This window comes from Streptomyces sp. AHU1 (genome assembly GCF_045343905.1).
GTDB lineage: Bacteria > Actinomycetota > Actinomycetes > Streptomycetales > Streptomycetaceae > Streptomyces > Streptomyces triticiradicis.
On record NZ_CP174284.1, the window covers coordinates 49,876 to 66,004 of the forward strand.

Sequence of the window (16,129 nt, forward strand, 5' to 3'; positions counted from 1 at the left end):
GTTCTCGAGGCGTTGCCGGTCACGGCCGGCCCACGGATCGCCGAGCCGGCTGACCGGATCCGTGAACGAGAGCCGCGTGTCTGCTCACGGTCATGCGGGAGCGGGCACCGGTATGGCACGCGTAATGGTCTCGGCCACGGAAGCATCAGGTGCCGGGCAGCGATACCGGTACTCCGAACCGCACCGGCACGCCAGGCGCGTACAACACGCTGACCGGCGCCGCCCTCGGCCGGGACAGGCCCGCGGCCGCGATGAGCGAGTCGTCCCAGTCGAGCAAGGAGCAGCGGTGGAAGGACCATTCGGGGTGGGTGTTGGGGAGGTAGTAGGAGCGTCCGAAGGCGTGTCCGTGGAGTCCCCAGCGGTTCGTGAGGAATTCCTCGACGGGGTCCGGAGCCATGGGGTTGCCGTCCATCTCGATCCACACGCGAGCCCCGGCGTTCGATGTTCCGCGGCGGTTGGTCCGGTACAGCAGACGGTTCTCGAACCACTGGCTATGGATGCGGGACCAGCGGTAGGGGAGCCGGAAGGACGCGTCCGCGGCCAGGACGGGTACCAGGCGGTCGCATTCCAGCGAGCGGAACACCACTCCGCGACGCCCGAGCGCGTCCCGGCTGTAGAGGCGGACGTTCACCTCGTCGAAGGACCCGAAGTACGGGAGCGCCGGAGTGCCGCCGAAGGCGAGACCGCGCATACGGAAGAAGACCAGACCGACGTAGGCGCGGCCGTTGTGGAGGTCGGGGACGGTGCCGGGCGGAAGAAGCCCGGCGACCTGGAACGGGTCCGCGGGCCAGTGCAGGAACACCAGGTCGCGCCAGTTCTGCCGGAACAGTACCCGTCGCAATTCCCGCGGAGCACGAGGAGTTACAGGTTCTACGGGGTGCATGCTCCGGTGGTACCGGCGCGGCGATCCGTTGTCGGACACGGTTGCTCCTCGGCCACCCGCCCTATCGCTCGATGTCGAGCGGGGCGTCACGGCCCGGCTTCACCAGACGGGCCTCGGCCGAGAGTGCGGCGACGATCGCGTCCACCGCCTCGGCGACGGGCAGCCCTGTCGGCAGCACGGGAGGCGTTTGAACGGTGGCGCACTTGCCCGCCGCCTGCATCCCCTGCGCGGGGTGGGGGTGAAGCAAGGGGCGAGACGAGGGACGGCGGAGGAGAGATCGTGGACAGCTCTGCACAGGCCGGTGATCACCGATGACGAAGTGGGCGCCCCGGCACGACGGCGGACGGCCCTCGGAGAGGCCCTGTTCCCACACCTGGACGGCCGAACCGGCGCCGCTGAGTGAGACATGCACGACGTGCGCGGCACGCGAACGTGCGTCGGCCGACCTGCTGCTCTGCCTGACCTGCGGCCATGTGGGCTGTAGCGACAGCTCTCCCGGCGCTCACGCGACGACGCACTTCGACTCCAGCGGCCACCCGGTGGCCCGCGCCCTGGCCCGCGGCCAGGAGTGGGCCTGGTGCTACGAGGACGAGGTGTACCTGGATCCGCTATCGGAACAACCCGTGCCGCATTCCGCCCCACGGCCGCCCGAGTCCGTCTGGGACTATCCGCGCCCGCCCGCTGTACAGGAGGACGACCGCGTCGTGCGGGTCGAGTGCGCGGGCCAGGTGGTGGCGGAGACCCGGAAGTCCGTCCGGGTGCTGGAGACCAGTCATCCGCCGGTGTTCTACATCCCTCCGGCGGACGTCCGTACGGAGCTGCTGATCCCGGCGCTCTCGGGCCGGACCTGGTGCGAGTGGAAGGGCTCGGCCCGGTACTGGGACGTCGTCGTGGGAGACGACGTACGCGCCGACGCCGCCTGGAGCTATCCCCGTCCCGAACCCGGCTTCACGCCCCTCAAGGACTACTTCGCCTTCTACCCAAGTCGCATGGACCGCTGCACGGTCGACGGAGAGGACGTCACGGCGCAGGAGGGCGACTTCTACGGCGGCTGGATCACCTCGGAGGTGCGCGGGCCGTTCAAGGGCGGGCCGGGCACCTTGCTGTGGTGAGGCCGAGCCGCCACTCGGCCTCACCCCTCTCGTCGCGGGCCCTGCGCACACTGGTCAGCCGGTGTGCAGGGCGGTGTACTCGGCGGCCAGTTCGTCCGCCATGCGTGTCACGGAGAACCGCTCGGCGACCAGCTTCCTGCCCGCAGCCGCGTAACGGCGCCGGTCGTCGACGGAGGTGGCGGCGACCCGCCGTAGGCCCCGCATCAGGCCCGCCTGGCCGGATGTGTCCATCAGAAGGCCATTGACCTGGTCGCGGAGGTAGTGCGCGACTCCCCCGCGGCGCGGACCGGCGACGGGAAGGCCGGCGTCCATCGCCTCCAGGACCGCTATCCCGAACTCCTCCTTCGCGCTCGGGCAGACGTACCAGCAGCAGGCGTCGGCCGTGCGCTGTGCCAGGGCACGCTGCAGTCGGCGTACCTCGGTGTTCGGCAGGGCCGGCAGCAGCGCCAGGCGGCGCGCGGCCTGCGGGTACGGGGCGAGGAGGGTGTCGATGCGGCGGCGGATGTCGTCCTCCACGGCGGTACCGGTGCCGGGGCTGCCGCCGATGAGGACGAGGGTCGTGGTGTGGTGGGCGCCCGTCGCCAGCCAGGACCGGACCAGGAGGTCCTGCTGCTTGACCGGGTGCAGCCGGCCCACGCACAGCAGCACGGGAAGTTCGCGGTCCCGGGGGTCGAGGGCGTCGGGGCGTGTCCCGTCCCGGTAAAGCCGCTTCAGCGCCTCGCGCCGCCGGTCCTCCTCGTCGGGTGCGGGCCGGTAGGGAGCGATGCCTTCGGGCGGGGCGCTGGGTCCGCGTCCTTCGTTGAGCCGGGCGAGGCCGGGGAAGTGGCGGACGAGTTCGCGGGTGCCGCCGCGTCCGGGGATACCGACGACCGTGTCCGCGCGCTCGACGAGCCGGTCGGCCAGGAAGACCCGGTGCAGATCGTGCCGGAGGGCGTCCGCTGCCGTGGGGTCGGCGGGATCGCTCGCGGCATGGCGTTCGGCGAGTCCGCGGTGCGGGTCGGGTGTGACCGTGAAGACCAGCGCGGCGCCCAGGCGCTCGGCGGCGTCGGCGAGGGCCAGGCTGCCGTCGTCGGCGTATCTGACGTGCAGGACGTCCAGGGGCCGTGGCATGGCGCCGAGCAGGCGGACCGCCCACCAGGTGAGTGCGGGGCGGTGGCGGTGCATCTCGACCTGAGCCGGGGCCGAGGGGGTGTCCACGGGGAGCCGCAGGACCCAGTGCCCGGGGGCGCGTTCGTGGGCAAGCCGATCGTCGGCAGCGAGGTCCTCGTGCCCGGCGGTCACGACGGTGATGACGCCGGATATCCCGTCGGTCGCGGCCAGCCGGTCGCCGAGCCCGCCCAGCAGCACCGCCAGTCCACCGCTCATCCCCTGCCCCGGGGTGTCCAGGCCGCCCAGCAGCATGCTCTGGGCGACCAGCCGGCCCGCGGGCTCCTGCCTCTCCGGGCCGAACGCGGGTGCCGGGGGCGCCAGCAGGAGCCGTTCGTAGGCGTCCCCGGCCTGGGAAGGTTGGGGCAAATGGGTGAGGCCGCCGGGAAGTTGACGCAGGTAGCGCCAGGCGGAGTGGCGTACGGCCCGGTGCGTGGTGGTGCGCGCGAGCGATGCGCTCTCGACCGGGGTGAGGGGATGCAGGCCGGCGGCCACCGCGAGGTCCAGCAGGTGGCCGGCGACCGGTCCGTCGCGGGACTCGCCGAGCATGGCGCGCAGTACCTCCTCGGCGTGCCGGGGGCCGTGCCAGCGAACGGTCTCCGGCCACAGCTCCGTCAGCACGGCCATGAGGCGGGGGTCGCCCTCCCGGTGGGCGAGCAGGGCTTCTGGCGTCAGCGGTACGCCCAGCCGGGCGGCGCGGCGTAGTCCCGCCACGGCCTTGTCCCGGCGATCCACCCCGGGTCCCTCGCCGGGCGGGACGGCCCGCGGCCGCAGCCCGTACTCGGCTTCCAGCAGTTTCGCCAGTTCACCCTGCACGTCCGGAAGACGTCTGTTGTGTCTCGGCTCGGGGAGGTGTGCGGTCCAGCCGGAGCCGTTGAAGAACGCGGTGCGGGCGGCCACCAAGGGGTCGCGGGTTTCGTGGCCCGTTTCTCCCGGCCGTGCGGGGTCGTGAGCCGCCGAGGGGGGTGCGAAAGCGGTGCCGGCCACGGGTCCTCCTGTCTCAGGGACGGCGCTGACCTCTGTGGTTCGCGGGGTGTCGGCCTCCTGGATGCACCTGCCTCCGGTGCGGATTGCCACACCGTCCGACCTGCTCGAACGTGGCTACGATGCGCTGGCCCGGGTCTGCTGGACAGTGGGCGAAAGATGCCTTGGCCGAGGGGTTCGCATGCCGCGTGTCGTTGTCGTAAGTCCCCCGTTCATGTCCCACGCACGGCCGCTGTCGGTCCTGGCCGGGGCTCTGCGCCGGCGCGGTGCGGACGTGTACTTCGCCTGCGCTCCGGTGTTCGAGCACCTGGCGCGGGAGGCCGGGGTGGGCTTCGAGCCGCTGTCCGTGACGCGGAATGCCAACACCGGGGTGGCCGAGGCGACCGAGCAGGATGCCGGGGAGGCGGCCCGGCTGGCGGAGTTCCTGGACGCCACCAGGGAGGGTGCCGTGTCGGCGCTGCTGGCCCAGGCACGCCATCGGCGGGCTGACATGCTGGCCGACCCGGACAGGGTGCTCGACGCGCTGCGCTCGGCCGACCGGCGGCTGCGCCCCGACTGGTACGTCGTGGACCAGCTCAGTTACCCGGTCACCCTGGCCCTGCACTGCCTGGGCGTGCCCTACGCGACCTTCTGCCCCGGACATCCCAGCTATGTGCTCTCCGGCCCCGACGCCTACTTCGGCGTCCCCTACGCCTGGCCCGACGCGCTGCGGCCCGATCCGGAGCGGCTGCGGGAACTGAGGGCCGCGGCGCGGCAGAACGACGAGGCCTTCACCGCCCTGTTCGCGGCCTTCGCCCGGCGGCACGCGCCCTCCCGGCCGGCTCCGGGCCGGGCCTTCGCTCTCAGCTCGCCGCACGCCGTCGTCTACGCCTACCCGGCGTTTCGCTGGCTGCCGACGCCTCCGCCGGGCCCGGTGCGCCTGTTCGCCGGGCACATGACCGCAGTCCCGGACCCCTTCGACGCGGAGTGGGAGGCGCGCCTGAAAATGCTGCGTTCGAGCGGCGAGAAGGTCGTCCTCGTCGCGCTCGGTACGTTCTTGTCCGCGCGCGACGACGTCCTGCGCACCGTCGTCACGGGGCTGCTCGACGGCATGCCGGACGTGTCGGTCGTCGTCGCGGTCGGAGAACGGGCCACCGCGCTGGCCGATCTCGCGGGCGAGCAGGCCGTGGTGGTGCCGTCGGTGCCCCAGCGCGCGCTGCTGGAGCAGGTGGACGCGATGGTGCACCACGGTGGCAGCAACTCCTTCACCGAATGCCTGCGGGCGGGCGTGCCCGCGGTGGTGCTGCCGTTCTCTAGCGACCAGTTCTCCGTGGCCCGGGACGCGGAGCACGCCGGTGCCGGTGTGGTGCTCGACCCGAACACGCTGTCGCCGGCCGACGTCCCTGCGGCGCTCAGGACGCTGTGGCGGACCGTGAGCCCGCGTATGCCCGAACTGGCCGCGGCGGTACGGCGGCGGGGGCCCGGGTGGGCGGCCGGAGAGCTGCTGGCCGCCATGGGCCGGCGGAAGTCGACGGGCTGATCCCGGCGCCGTCGTGCCGGGGCAGGTCAGCCGGGCCGCGTGCCGGGCCGCGTGCCGGGCGCGGGCAGGGGCACCGGCGGGCCGAAGACCACCGGGAGGCCGGGAGCGTGCAGAACGCTCACGGGCTCGCCCTGCGGCCTCGACAGCCCGGCCGCCGCGACCAGGTCGTCCTCCCAGCCCAGCAGGGTGCACCTGCGGAAGGACCAGGCGGGGTGTGCGTTGGGCAGGTAGTAGGTGCGCCCGAGGAACCGCTCGTGCAGCCCCCAGCGCTGGGTGAGGAACTCCTCCAGCGGCGTGGCCGCCACCGGCTCGTCCGCCACGTCCAGCCACACCCGTGCCCCGGCTCGCGCACCCTGGCGCCGACCCGTGCGGTACAGCAGCCGGCTGTCGAACCACTGGCTGTGGATGCGGGACCACCGGTAGGGCAGGCCGAACGCGCCGCGGGCCGTCAGTACGGGCAGCAGTCGGTCGCAGTCGAGCGAACGGAACACCACCCCGCGCCGTCCCGTGGCGTCGCGGCTGTACAGGCGGACGTTGACCTCGCCGAAGCTCCCCAGGTACGGCAGGGCCGGCGTCCGGCCGAAGGCGAGGTCGTCCATGCGGAAGAAGACCAGGCCGACGTACGTCCGGCCCTGGTGGAGGTCGGGCACGGTGCCGGCCGGCAGCAGCCGGGCCACCTCGAACGGGTCGGCGGGCCAGTGCAGGAACACCAGGTCCCGCCAGCGCTGCCGGAACAGCACGCGCCGCACCGTACGCGGAGCCAGCGGGGTCAACGCCTCCGCGGGCCGGGCGCTGTGGGACGAAGGGCCGTACGCGAGACGTCTCCTCGGCATGTCTGCCCTACCGCACCACTTCGAGCGCCGCACCGCTGCCGGGACGCACAAGTCTCGCCCCCTCGCAGAGCCCCCGCACGATCACGTCCACTGCCTCCGGAACGGGCAATCCCCGCGGCAGCGGCGGCGCTTGGCCTACGACGGCACGCCCGGCAAAGCCCGTGTCCATGTGGGGCAGGTTGATCTCCAGCACGGTCACGCCCTGGCGTCGCTGCTCGCGGCGGACCGCCGTCAGCCAGGTGGCCAGCGCGGCCTTGGCGGCGGCGTAGTCCGCCATCCGGGCCGGTGCCGCCTCGGCGACGATCCCGGTGACGGCCGCGAGGACGCCGCCCTCGGGCAACAGGTCCCCGGCAGCCCGCAGGAACGCCATGGGGGCCAGCGCGTTCACCGCCATCAGGTGTTCGGACACCGCGTCCTCCACCTCCCCGGCCGGCCCGAAGGCCGCGACTCCGACGCATACGACGACGCCGTCCAGGCCGCCCAGTTCCGCCGCCGCCCAGTCGACGGTCTTCGCACAGGAATCGGCGTCCCAGGCGTCGAAGGTGCGGGCGGGAGCGTGCTCGCACGCCGCCGAGACACGGGTGAGGGCCTCGCGGTCACGTCCGGCCAGTGCCGTGCGGGCACCGAGGGCGTGCAGCCGTACGGCGAGCGCCGCCCCGATCTCCCCGGTGGCACCCGGCACCAGAATCCGTGCACCGCGTAGGTCCATGCCCCGCCTCCCGTTCCGTGCCGACGACCTGGCACTACGTGTCTGGTTCGCTGGTCGGCCGTCGGCCGGATGCAGACGCGGGCAGCCAGGAACGGCACGTCGGCCTGCCGGCGGCTCACCAGGGTCGACGGCGGCCCCGGTTCGGGTCAGTCGGCCGGTGCGTGACCGTGCCGCGCGGCGGCCAGCGCGTCCGCGAGCTCCCGCAGGTCCTGCGCGCTGGGCTGGGCGGGGTCATAGTCCGCGGGTACACGGGGGTTCCGCGCCGCAGCCACGCTCCGTGCAGTCCCGCTCGCCGTGCACCGTCGATGTCCCACGGATGCACGGCGACCAGCATGGCCTGTTCGGGCCGTACGCCGGCCCGCTCGGCGGCGTTGCGGTAGGCGGCCGGTGCCGGTTTCCAGCAGCGGGGGCCGTCGACGTCCGACAGGGTCTCGAAGCAGTGCAGCACTCCGGCCCTGTCCAGCAGCTGCTCGGTCTGGGCGGCGCTGCCGTTGGTCATCGCGGTCAGCCGATACCCCGCATCGCTCACCTTGCTTATGCCGTCGGGTACATCGGGATGGGCGTCCAGCCGGGAGAAGCCGTCCAGAATGTGCCTGGCCGCGGCTTCTTCATCCGCTGGCAGGTTCTCCAGCCGGGACAGCAGTGTTCGCAGTCCGTCGTGGGCCGGGGAGGCGAAGTCGGCGTAGCCGTCGGCGGCCGTCAGGGCGAAACCGTCCCGCAGTACCCCGGTGAACCACGTCGGCAGCAGATGCCCCGGGGCGCCGACGTCCTCGAAGCGACCGCGCAGCGGCGCGAGATCGCTGAGGGTCTCGTTGACGTCGAAGGGGAACGTGAGTGTGCGACCTGCAGCATTCACCGCATGAAGGGCGCCCCAGCTCTCGGGGCTCGGCTCGATCAGGGCTGACCCTTCGGCGGGTGGCCTGATCCGGGTGAGGACAAGACACCTAGGCCCGCGCATGCGACCCCGGCACCTCCTGTCCGGCGCCTTCGCATGATGTGAAGGTACGGGGGTAAACGAGCGAAGCACGTTTGGCGCAGGGCGAGGCGGAACTGGTATGGAACAAACAGCGGGCGGCGAGGACGAGCAGTCAGTGCTGGGGGACGTCATAACGGTGTCCGGCGCGTTCGAGGGCAGCGAGGACATCGCCGTCGCCCGCGACCTGGCCCGCACCTTCCTCACCGACGTGCAGGCCGTGCACGGGCTGCCGGTGTCCGCACGCGCTATGGGCATGGTCCAGCTCGTGGTCAGCGAGCTGGTCACCAACGCCCGCAAGTATGCACCCGGCCCCTGCCTGCTCACTCTGGAGATCAACGGCGGCGCTATCGAAGTGACTGTTTGGGATGGCAACCCCACCCCGCCCGCGATTCTCGCGCCCGATCCGACCCGGATCGGCCAGCATGGGCTGGAGATCGTGATGGCTGTCGGCCTGAGCTTCGCCGTCCATCGCGAACCGGTGGGCAAGCGGATCACCACAGCGATCATGCTGGCCGACGACCCCGGCGGAGATGCTGCTGGCCGTCAACTGTGACCGGGCAAGACCTGGACAGGCGGTCACGCAGCGTCCGCCACGATGCCGTTCCCGTCAGGTGTCTCCACCGTCGTGTGCCCGCACCGGACCAGCAGACCCGCCACCGCCGCCTGCACCACCCGTATCCCCTGGCTGGATGCCTCACGCCGGGCGGGGCAAGGTCCCGCCTGACGACACGGCAAGACCCGCAGACTGCGTCTCGCGCAGGTGAGGTCGGGACGCCGGTCCTGTCGAGAGCGCGGGCAGGTGGCCAGACGCTGACCTGCCCAGCGGCCGATGGGCGATTCTTGACCGGGCGGGGATGTTGGCGAGACCCGCCGCCGTCGTGCGTACGCGACCAATCCGCAGATCGCGTGGCTTCGGATTACACAGGGCTGTTCCGTCCCTCCGTGCCTATGGGAGAGCCATTGTGAAGGAACCGGTGTACATCGGCAGTAATCCGACTTCTCAGCCTGATCTGCAACAGTTGGTCCACGAGGTGGCACTGGGTGATCAGGCGGCTTTCGCCGCGGTCTACGACGCTGTGGCCGGCTCCGTTCTCGGGGTCGCCCGGGCCGTTCTGCGTGATCAGGCGCAGTCGGAGGAGGTGGCGCAGGATGTGCTGGTGGAGGTGTGGCGCACGGCCCCGCGTTACCGGCCCGAGCGGGGCACGGCCATCAACTGGATCCTCACCCTCGCCCACCGGCGGGCTGTGGACCGGGTCCGGTCGGTGGAGGCCGCGGCAGCCCGTGACACCAAGGCCGCCCTGCTCGAGCATCAGCCGGCCTACGACGAGGTGACCGAGCAGGTCGAAACGCGGCTGGAACAAGAGCAGGTGAGGCGCTGCCTGCGTACCCTGACCGAACTGCAGCGCCAGTCGGTCACGCTCGCCTACTACCGCGGCCTGACCTACCGGCAGGTCGCCGAAGCACTGGCCTTGCCGCTCGGAACGGTCAAGACCCGGTTGCGCGACGGACTCATCCGGCTCCGCGACTGCCTGGGGGTGACCGCATGACCACGACCGATCTGCACGCGCTGACCGGCGCCTACGCCGTGCACGCACTGGACACTGAGGAACGTGCCGCCTTCGAGCGTCACCTGGCCGACTGTGACGCCTGCAAGCAGGAGGTCTCCGAGTTCACGGCTACTACCGGGCGCCTGGCCCTGGCCTCCACGGTGCGCACGCGCCCCGTCATGCGAGAGCAAGTCCTGCAGCGGATCACCATCGTGCGGCAGGTGCCGCCCGATGCCGCGCCGCTGGAGCGGGTACGCCGTGGCGTGCTGCGCGGAGGGAGCCTGACCCGGTGGGCGCTGGCCGCGAGTGTGGCCGCCGCGGCCGCGTTCGGCGGCACCGCCGTGTGGCAGTACGAGCGCGCCCAGGACGCGTCACGCGGGGCCGCGCAGGCACAGCGGCACGTCCAGGATCTGGCGGGGGTGCTGGCCGCGCCTGATGCCAAGTCGCGTTCGGTGAAGGTGGCGGGCGGTGGGGGCACACTGGTGGTCTCCGCCAGCCGGGGTCGAGCCGTGTTCGTCACCTCGGGGATGACTGCTCCTCCGCGGGGCAAGGTGTACCAGCTGTGGTTCGCCGACGGCGGGAAGATGCGCTCGGCTGGCCTGATGGATCCCGACCGCGGCAGCCAGGCGGTGCTGATGCAGGGTGCGGTCGACGGCGCCTCCGGGGTCGGGATCACGGTGGAGCCGGCCGGGGGATCGAAGCAGCCGACCTCGACGCCGGTCGCCCTGCTCGGCGTGCCGACCTGACGGTACACATGGGGAGCCCGCTCGTCGGGCGGGCTCCCCATGCGGTTACGTCCGGTTTTGGCGCGGTGGCCGGGGAAAGAAACCGCTGGTGCGGGCCGCGTATGCGTCCCAGCCGGGACGCCTGGCCATGTGCTTCTCCAACAGCCGTTTCCCGCTTCCGCTGATCAGCAGTCCGCTCATCGTCAGCGGTGAGCCGACGGACACCGCGGCGGCCTGCCATCCGCCGTCGCAGGCGATGAGGAACAGCCCCCACCAGACACAGAAGTCCCCGAAGTAGTTCGGGTGCCGGGTCAACCGCCACAGACCCTGGTCCATGATGCGGCCCCGGTTGGCCGGGTCCGCCTTGAAACGGGTCAGCTGGGCATCACCGACGGCCTCGAAGAACAGGCCGACAGCCCAGACGGCCGTGCCGGCCCAGGCCAGGGCGGACAGAGGCCGGGACGTGTACTGGGCGGCCTGCACCGGCAGGGACACCAGCCACACCAGGGCCCCTTGCAGCAGGTAGATCATCCGCAGGGCGTACAGATTCCGGTTGCCCCGCGCGTGGGCCAGCATCGCCTCATACCGCGGATCCTCGCCGTGGCCGCGGCCTCGCCGGGCGATGTGTACCGCAAGCCTCAGCCCCCACGCGACGGTCAGGACGGTGACCAGCAGACGTCTGCTCGGATCACCGTGGCCAGCAGAAAGACCGAAGGTCACCGCGGCCACCGCGGCAAAAGCCATCCCCCAAGCAATATCAACGACACGGTGCATGTCCAGGTTGAGGGCGACGGCGAAGGTGCCCAGCATGACCATCAGGGCGGTCGCTGCCGCCCATTCAAGGTTGGCGGCGAAATCACCCCAGGCGAATGCTGCATTCACCGCTCCTCCAGATGCCGGTACCAGCCAGCCGCTTCCGCCACGGTCAGGCCGCTGTCACCCGTGGCCGTCGGGCGTACGGCCAGGAACTGGTCCACCCCCATGCGCCGCTCCTCAAAAGCCAAGGCCCCGCCGACCAGGTACAGCCGCCACACCCGGGCCGTCTCCTCACCCACCAGCCGGACGAACTCCGGCCAGCGGTCCTCCAGCGTGCGGCGCCAGGCGTTGATGGTGCGCACATAGTGCTCGCGCAGCGACTCCACCGAACGGACCTCCAGCCCGGCCGCCTCCAGGAGCCCGACGGTCTCGCCCATCGGTCGCATGTGCATGTCCGGAGCGATGTACGCCTCGATGAACGCGCCGCCGCCCGGTGCGGTCGCGCTGCGGGACATCTGCTGGACCAGCACCCGCCCGCGTGGGCGGACCAGCCGGTGCAGGGCAGCGGCGAAGGCCGAGTATTCGTCGCCCCCGACGTGCTCGCCCATCTCGACGGTGGCCACGGCGTCGTAGGAGGAGCCGGTGATGTCCCGGTAGTCCTGGCACACCACCTCCACCCGGTCCGTCAACCCTCGCTCGCGGACCTTTTCGCGGACGTACGCGGCCTGCTCCCGGGCCAGGGTGACGGCGGTCACCTGGACCTTGTGCTCCTGGGCCGCGTACAAGGTGAGCGATCCCCAGCCGCAGCCGATGTCCAGCAGCCGGGCACCGGACACGAGAGCAAGCTTGCGGCAGATCAGCTCCAGCTTGGCGCGCTGCGCCTCGGCCGGGCCGGCCTCGGGTTCCTCACCGGTCCAGTAGCCGCAGGAGTAGGCCATGGTGTCGTCGAGCAGCAGGCGGTAGAAGTCGTTGGACAGGTCGTAGTGGTGGCTGATGACGGCTCGGTCGCGGGCCTTGCTGTGCAGGCCGCCGCGCAGCCGTGCCTGGGTCGCGGGGGTAGGCGGGCGCGGGCCGACCACGCCGAGCCGCACCGCCTCAGCGATCGTGCGGGTCCAGTCGGCCGGGGACAGGCGGGGGGCGTGCAGGCCCCGCTCCCGCACGGCGGCCCACATGGCGCGCAGCCCCTGGGCCAGGTCGCCCTCCACGTCGATCTCGCCCGTGACGTACGCCTGGGCGAGGCCGAGTTCGCCGGGCTGCCACATCAAGCGGCGCAGTGCGCGCCGGGAGCGCACGACGACTACGGGAGCGTCGGCGGGGCCACTCTCGCTGCCGTCCCAGGTACGCAGCCGCACCGGCAGTGGGCCGCCGAGCACACCCTCCGCGAGGGCGGCGAGCCGGCGCGCAGCAGCGGTACGGACTGGGGTGCGGGCGGTCGTCATCGGGCCGGGTCCTCCTTGGTGAGCAGGTATTGCTGGACGTCGAGATAGCCGGAGCGGAATCCGGCTTCGGAGTAGGCCAGGTAGAAGGTCCACAGGCGGCGGAAGGTCTCATCGAAGCCGAGGGCGGCAACCTCGTCGGCGCGGTCGGTGAACCGCTCGCGCCACAGGCGCAGCGTCTCGGCGTAGTGCGCGCCGAAGCCGTCCCGGTCGGTGACCACCAGCCTTGTGTGGTCGCGGACCGCTTCTTCGATGGCCGTCGTCGAGGGGATCAAGCCGCCGGGAAAGATGTACTTCTGGATCCAGGTGTGGGTGTCACGGCTGGCCAGCATCCGGGCGTGCGGCATGGTGATGGCCTGCAGCGCGACCCGGCCGCCCGGCACCAGACGCTCGTCGAGGGTGTGGAAGTAGGCGGGCCAGAACTCGGCGCCGACGGCCTCGATCATCTCCACACTGACCACCGCATCGTAGGTGCCGCGGGCCTCGCGGTAGTCGCACAGCTCGATCGCCACCCGGCCGGCGTACCCGGCCTGGCGTACGCGGTTAAGGGCCAGGGCGCGCTGCTCCCGGGACAGGGTGAGCGAGGTGACATGTGCGCCGCGGGCGGCGGCCCGCAGGACGAGTTCGCCCCAGCCCGTGCCGATCTCCAGCAGGCGGGTGCCCTCGCGGACACCAGCCAGGTCGAGCAGACTGTCGATCTTGCGGTGCTGGGCGGTCGGCAGCAGCGGCCAGTCAGCGGGGAAACCTCGGAAGACGGCCGAGGAGTAGGTGAGCGTCTCGTCGAGGAACAGTGCGAACAGCTTGTTGGACAGGTCGTAATGGCGGCTGATGTTGGTGCGCGACCCGTCCGGCGTGTTGCGTTGTGCGCCGGGCTGTCGCTGCGCCCACAGGCCGCGCAGCCGCTGCAGCCGGGGCGGAATCAGGTCGGCCGCGTGCGCGGCGAGCACTGTGAGCGCGCCGACCAGATCCGGAGCGTCCCACTCGCCAGCCATGTACGACTCACCGAACCCGATGAGCCCGTGCGTGCCGATGCGGGAGTAGAACCCCTTCGGATCGCGCACCTCTATCAACGGGCCCCCCAGGCCGAGGGTGACGCCGTCGGCGAACCGCACGCGCAGGGGCAGTCGCTGCAGGGCGTGGTTCAGTACGGCCTCGGTCACGGTCCGAACCGGCCAGGACGCCCTCGGTACGGCGGCCACATCGGGCCAGCGTTTGGCGTCGACGGGCAGGGTTCGGGGGCCGTGGGTGCGATGGCGGTCGGCGGGGCAGGGTTCGACTGTGGTCATGAGGCTCTCTCCGGGGTGCGGCGGCCCGGGCGCGGCTGCACCGGCAGGCCCCGCAGAAACAGGCGGATACCGTGGAAGCGGATGGCGGCCGACGCCCTCAGGGTCGACCAGGGGTGGCGCAGGGCCAGGCGCAGCAGAGCTAGGGCGGTTGCCTCGTGGCGCGTGCCGTGGACAGCGGCTGTGAAGGGCGGGCTGCCGGGCCGCTGCAGCTGTATCGACAGACGCAGCCGCTCACCGGGCGGCGGCAGTCGCATGTCGTAGTGGCCGTCGACCGGATGGAACGGCGACACGTAGAAGTCCTTGGCGGCCGTTGCGGTGCCGGCCGTGTCGGTGTGCAGCAGATAGGCGTGGCGCTCGCCGTAGGTGTTGTGGACCTCCGCCACCACACAGCGCAGGCCGCCGTCGAGGTCGTAACACCAGTACAGGGTCAGCGGATTGAAGACATGCCCGAGGATCCGGGCGTGGGCGAGCATCAGCACCCGGCCACCGTGCAGGTCGATACCGTGCTCGTCCAGGAAGCTGCCGAGCGCGGCCTTGATCGATGGGGCCCGCCCGGTGAAGTGGTCGCGGGCGCTAAAGCGGGCGAGCGGTCGGAGCGGGCGCGGCAGCACGGGTAGGTGGTCGAGGTCGACGAGCCACAGGTAGGTGCGGTGCCGCAATGCGTAGCGTTGGGGGGCCCGGCGCACGTGGGTAATGGTGCACGGGTACAGGGCGGGTATCGCTGGGTGTGGCGGTCGCGGGGCTGATGGAGCGGTCACCAGCGCACCCCTAGGGCGGCGGCGGCCTCGACGCCGCTGCGGCAGCCGTCCTCGTGGAACCCCCAGCCGTGGTAGGCGCCCGCGAAGGCGGCGACCGGGCTGTTCAGTTCCGGCAGACGGCGCTGGGCGGCGATCGACTCGGGCTTGTAGATGGGATGTTCGTAGGTCATGCGGGCCAGCACCCGTGCTGGGTCGACGCGGTCCTGACCGCCGAGGGTGACGACATAGCTCTGGGCGGCATCCAGGCGTTGGAGCCGGTTCATGTCGTAGCTCACCCGTACCCGGTCGGCGCCGGCCTGGCAGTCGGGCATCAAGTAGTTCCAGGAGGCGCGGGCCCCGCTCGCCCGCGGAAGCAGGGAGATGTCGGTGTGGAGCTGGGTGGCGTTGCGGGAGTAGCGGAAGGCGCCGAGGACCTCCTTCTCCTCGGGAGTGGCGTCGGCGAGCAGCCGCAGCGCCTGGTCGGGGTGGGTGGCGAGGACGACGTGGTCGTAGGAGGTGGTGGTTCCGTCGCCAGCGGTTACGTCCACGCCGTCCGTGTGCCGGAGCACGAACCGTACAGGGGTGCCGGAGCGTACCTCGTGCAGGCCGGCGGCGATCCGGTCGACGTACGTTTTCGACCCGCCTGTCACGGTTCGCCACACCGGTGATCCGGTCACCGAGAGCATGCCGTGGTGGGCGAGGAAGCGGAACAGGTATACGGCCGGATACTTCAGGGCCGTCTGTGCGTCGCAGGACCACACCGCGGACACCACCGGCGTCATGAAATGCGCCCGGAAGTAGGACGAGAACCCGGCCCGGTCCAGGAAGGCGCCGAGCGTCAGCGTGTCGTCGGCGCCCGTGGCAAGGAGGCGCCGGGCGGCCCGATGAAAGTGCGGCACCTCGGCCAGCATGCGCAGGTACGGCACGCGCAGGATGTTGCGCGGCTGGGCGAGCAGTCCGCGCGGGCCGCGGGCGCCGGCGTACTCCAGGCCGCAGCCCTCGCACCGCACGGACATGCTCATCTCCGACTCCTGCGTGGCCACGTCGAGCTCGCCAAAGAGGCGAAGCAGGTTTGGGTATGTGCGGCGGTTGTGCACGATGAAACCGGAGTCGACGCGATGCGCGCGTCCGTCGGAGCCGGTCAGTGCGTGGGTGTGGGCGTGGCCACCAAGGCGGTCGTCGACCTCATACAGGATCACGTCATGGGCTTTGCTCAAGATGTATGCGGCGGTCAGTCCCGCTACTCCGCTGCCGATGACGGCCGTACGGCGTCGGCTCTCCGCGCGGGTGACCTGCACGCTCGAGGCCACCTCGGACAGTCGTTCCATAGTTTTTTTCTCCCTCCCCGGACGAGTGAAACGGCAAGCTGGGAGGGCTGGTCCGCAGGCCTTGAAGCCTGCGGACCAGCCCTCTGATGAGGGGCACCCGCCTGGCCCCTGCCGGTGGAGCGGCTGGCGGACGCCCCGGTAGGGGGAGGCGT

At 71.6% G+C, this 16,129-nt stretch carries 16 protein-coding genes; 5 read left to right on the plus strand and 11 right to left on the minus strand.

Annotated elements, in window-relative coordinates:
- Positions 1-145: 145 nt before the first annotated feature.
- Both ACICHK_RS41390 and ACICHK_RS41395 read right to left on the minus strand, forming a co-directional pair.
- Positions 146-883 (minus strand): YqjF family protein, encoded by a 738-nt coding sequence (locus ACICHK_RS41390; protein WP_406841482.1) that lies wholly within the window; start codon positions 881-883, stop codon positions 146-148.
- Between the two features lie 61 nt (positions 884-944).
- Positions 945-1,130 (minus strand): hypothetical protein, encoded by a 186-nt coding sequence (locus tag ACICHK_RS41395; protein WP_406841483.1) that lies wholly within the window; start codon positions 1,128-1,130, stop codon positions 945-947.
- Positions 1,131-1,194: 64 nt separating this feature from the next.
- On the opposite strand from ACICHK_RS41395, the gene ACICHK_RS41400 reads away from it, so the two are divergent.
- Positions 1,195-1,995: a DUF427 domain-containing protein gene (locus tag ACICHK_RS41400; protein ID WP_406841484.1), complete on the plus strand. Its 801-nt coding sequence runs from the start codon at positions 1,195-1,197 to the stop codon at positions 1,993-1,995.
- A gap of 54 nt (positions 1,996-2,049) precedes the next feature.
- Here ACICHK_RS41400 and ACICHK_RS41405 read toward each other — a convergent pair whose 3' ends face one another.
- Entirely contained in the window at positions 2,050-4,128 is a 2,079-nt protein-coding gene (locus ACICHK_RS41405; protein ID WP_406841485.1) for a glycosyltransferase family 4 protein, read from the minus strand.
- A 211-nt stretch (positions 4,129-4,339) separates the two neighbouring features.
- Here ACICHK_RS41405 and ACICHK_RS41410 point away from each other — a divergent pair, with 211 nt between their 5' ends.
- Positions 4,340-5,644 (plus strand): glycosyltransferase, encoded by a 1,305-nt coding sequence (locus ACICHK_RS41410; RefSeq protein ID WP_406841486.1) that lies wholly within the window; start codon positions 4,340-4,342, stop codon positions 5,642-5,644.
- A gap of 26 nt (positions 5,645-5,670) precedes the next feature.
- Here ACICHK_RS41410 and ACICHK_RS41415 read toward each other — a convergent pair whose 3' ends face one another.
- The 3 genes from ACICHK_RS41415 to ACICHK_RS41425 all read right to left on the minus strand — a co-directional run bounded on the left by ACICHK_RS41415 (position 5,671) and on the right by ACICHK_RS41425 (position 8,042).
- Complete coding sequence (locus ACICHK_RS41415; RefSeq protein ID WP_406841487.1) at positions 5,671-6,384, minus strand: DUF2071 domain-containing protein; 714 nt, start codon at positions 6,382-6,384, stop codon at positions 5,671-5,673.
- 100 nt (positions 6,385-6,484) lie between these two features.
- Positions 6,485-7,186: an SDR family NAD(P)-dependent oxidoreductase gene (locus tag ACICHK_RS41420; RefSeq protein WP_406841488.1), complete on the minus strand. Its 702-nt coding sequence runs from the start codon at positions 7,184-7,186 to the stop codon at positions 6,485-6,487.
- Between the two features lie 115 nt (positions 7,187-7,301).
- Entirely contained in the window at positions 7,302-8,042 is a 741-nt protein-coding gene (locus ACICHK_RS41425; RefSeq protein ID WP_406841489.1) for a haloacid dehalogenase type II, read from the minus strand.
- A 199-nt stretch (positions 8,043-8,241) separates the two neighbouring features.
- Between ACICHK_RS41425 and ACICHK_RS41430 the strand changes: the two genes are divergently transcribed.
- The 3 genes from ACICHK_RS41430 to ACICHK_RS41440 all read left to right on the plus strand — a co-directional run bounded on the left by ACICHK_RS41430 (position 8,242) and on the right by ACICHK_RS41440 (position 10,455).
- The gene (locus ACICHK_RS41430; RefSeq protein WP_406841490.1) at positions 8,242-8,715 is read left to right on the plus strand and encodes an ATP-binding protein; all 474 of its coding nucleotides are present in this window, start codon (positions 8,242-8,244) and stop codon (positions 8,713-8,715) included.
- Between the two features lie 409 nt (positions 8,716-9,124).
- Positions 9,125-9,709 carry a sigma-70 family RNA polymerase sigma factor gene (locus ACICHK_RS41435; protein ID WP_406841491.1) on the plus strand — a complete coding sequence of 195 codons (585 nt, stop codon included), beginning with the start codon at positions 9,125-9,127 and terminating at the stop codon, positions 9,707-9,709.
- Positions 9,706-10,455: an anti-sigma factor domain-containing protein gene (locus tag ACICHK_RS41440; protein ID WP_406841492.1), complete on the plus strand. Its 750-nt coding sequence runs from the start codon at positions 9,706-9,708 to the stop codon at positions 10,453-10,455. Before ACICHK_RS41435 ends, ACICHK_RS41440 begins: the two co-directional genes overlap by 4 nt.
- A gap of 45 nt (positions 10,456-10,500) precedes the next feature.
- On the opposite strand, the gene ACICHK_RS41445 is transcribed toward ACICHK_RS41440, so the two are convergent.
- The 5 genes from ACICHK_RS41445 to ACICHK_RS41465 are packed head-to-tail and all read right to left on the minus strand — an operon-like array spanning position 10,501 to position 15,977.
- Positions 10,501-11,316: a DUF1295 domain-containing protein gene (locus ACICHK_RS41445; RefSeq protein WP_406841493.1), complete on the minus strand. Its 816-nt coding sequence runs from the start codon at positions 11,314-11,316 to the stop codon at positions 10,501-10,503.
- On the minus strand, positions 11,313-12,629 hold the full coding sequence (locus ACICHK_RS41450; protein ID WP_406841494.1) for a class I SAM-dependent methyltransferase: 1,317 nt from the start codon (positions 12,627-12,629) through the stop codon (positions 11,313-11,315). Before ACICHK_RS41450 ends, ACICHK_RS41445 begins: the two co-directional genes overlap by 4 nt.
- Complete coding sequence (locus tag ACICHK_RS41455) at positions 12,626-13,912, minus strand: class I SAM-dependent methyltransferase (RefSeq protein WP_406841495.1); 1,287 nt, start codon at positions 13,910-13,912, stop codon at positions 12,626-12,628. The genes ACICHK_RS41450 and ACICHK_RS41455 overlap by 4 nt, the downstream gene beginning before the upstream one ends.
- Positions 13,909-14,670: a DUF1365 domain-containing protein gene (locus ACICHK_RS41460; protein ID WP_406841496.1), complete on the minus strand. Its 762-nt coding sequence runs from the start codon at positions 14,668-14,670 to the stop codon at positions 13,909-13,911. The genes ACICHK_RS41455 and ACICHK_RS41460 overlap by 4 nt, the downstream gene beginning before the upstream one ends.
- Positions 14,667-15,977: an NAD(P)/FAD-dependent oxidoreductase gene (locus tag ACICHK_RS41465; RefSeq protein ID WP_406841497.1), complete on the minus strand. Its 1,311-nt coding sequence runs from the start codon at positions 15,975-15,977 to the stop codon at positions 14,667-14,669. Before ACICHK_RS41465 ends, ACICHK_RS41460 begins: the two co-directional genes overlap by 4 nt.
- Positions 15,978-16,129: the final 152 nt, after the last annotated feature.

Coding starts and splice junctions, on each gene's coding strand:
- ACICHK_RS41455 (WP_406841495.1), bottom strand. CDS start 13,912: ATGACCACAGTCGAACCCTGCCCCGCCGACCGCCATCGCACCCACGGC.
- ACICHK_RS41440 (WP_406841492.1), top strand. CDS start 9,706: ATGACCACGACCGATCTGCACGCGCTGACCGGCGCCTACGCCGTGCAC.
- ACICHK_RS41390 (WP_406841482.1), bottom strand. CDS start 883: ATGCACCCCGTAGAACCTGTAACTCCTCGTGCTCCGCGGGAATTGCGA.
- ACICHK_RS41410 (WP_406841486.1), top strand. CDS start 4,340: ATGTCCCACGCACGGCCGCTGTCGGTCCTGGCCGGGGCTCTGCGCCGG.
- ACICHK_RS41420 (WP_406841488.1), bottom strand. CDS start 7,186: ATGGACCTACGCGGTGCACGGATTCTGGTGCCGGGTGCCACCGGGGAG.
- ACICHK_RS41450 (WP_406841494.1), bottom strand. CDS start 12,629: ATGACGACCGCCCGCACCCCAGTCCGTACCGCTGCTGCGCGCCGGCTC.
- ACICHK_RS41400 (WP_406841484.1), top strand. CDS start 1,195: ATGACGAAGTGGGCGCCCCGGCACGACGGCGGACGGCCCTCGGAGAGG.
- ACICHK_RS41465 (WP_406841497.1), bottom strand. CDS start 15,977: ATGGAACGACTGTCCGAGGTGGCCTCGAGCGTGCAGGTCACCCGCGCG.
- ACICHK_RS41430 (WP_406841490.1), top strand. CDS start 8,242: ATGGAACAAACAGCGGGCGGCGAGGACGAGCAGTCAGTGCTGGGGGAC.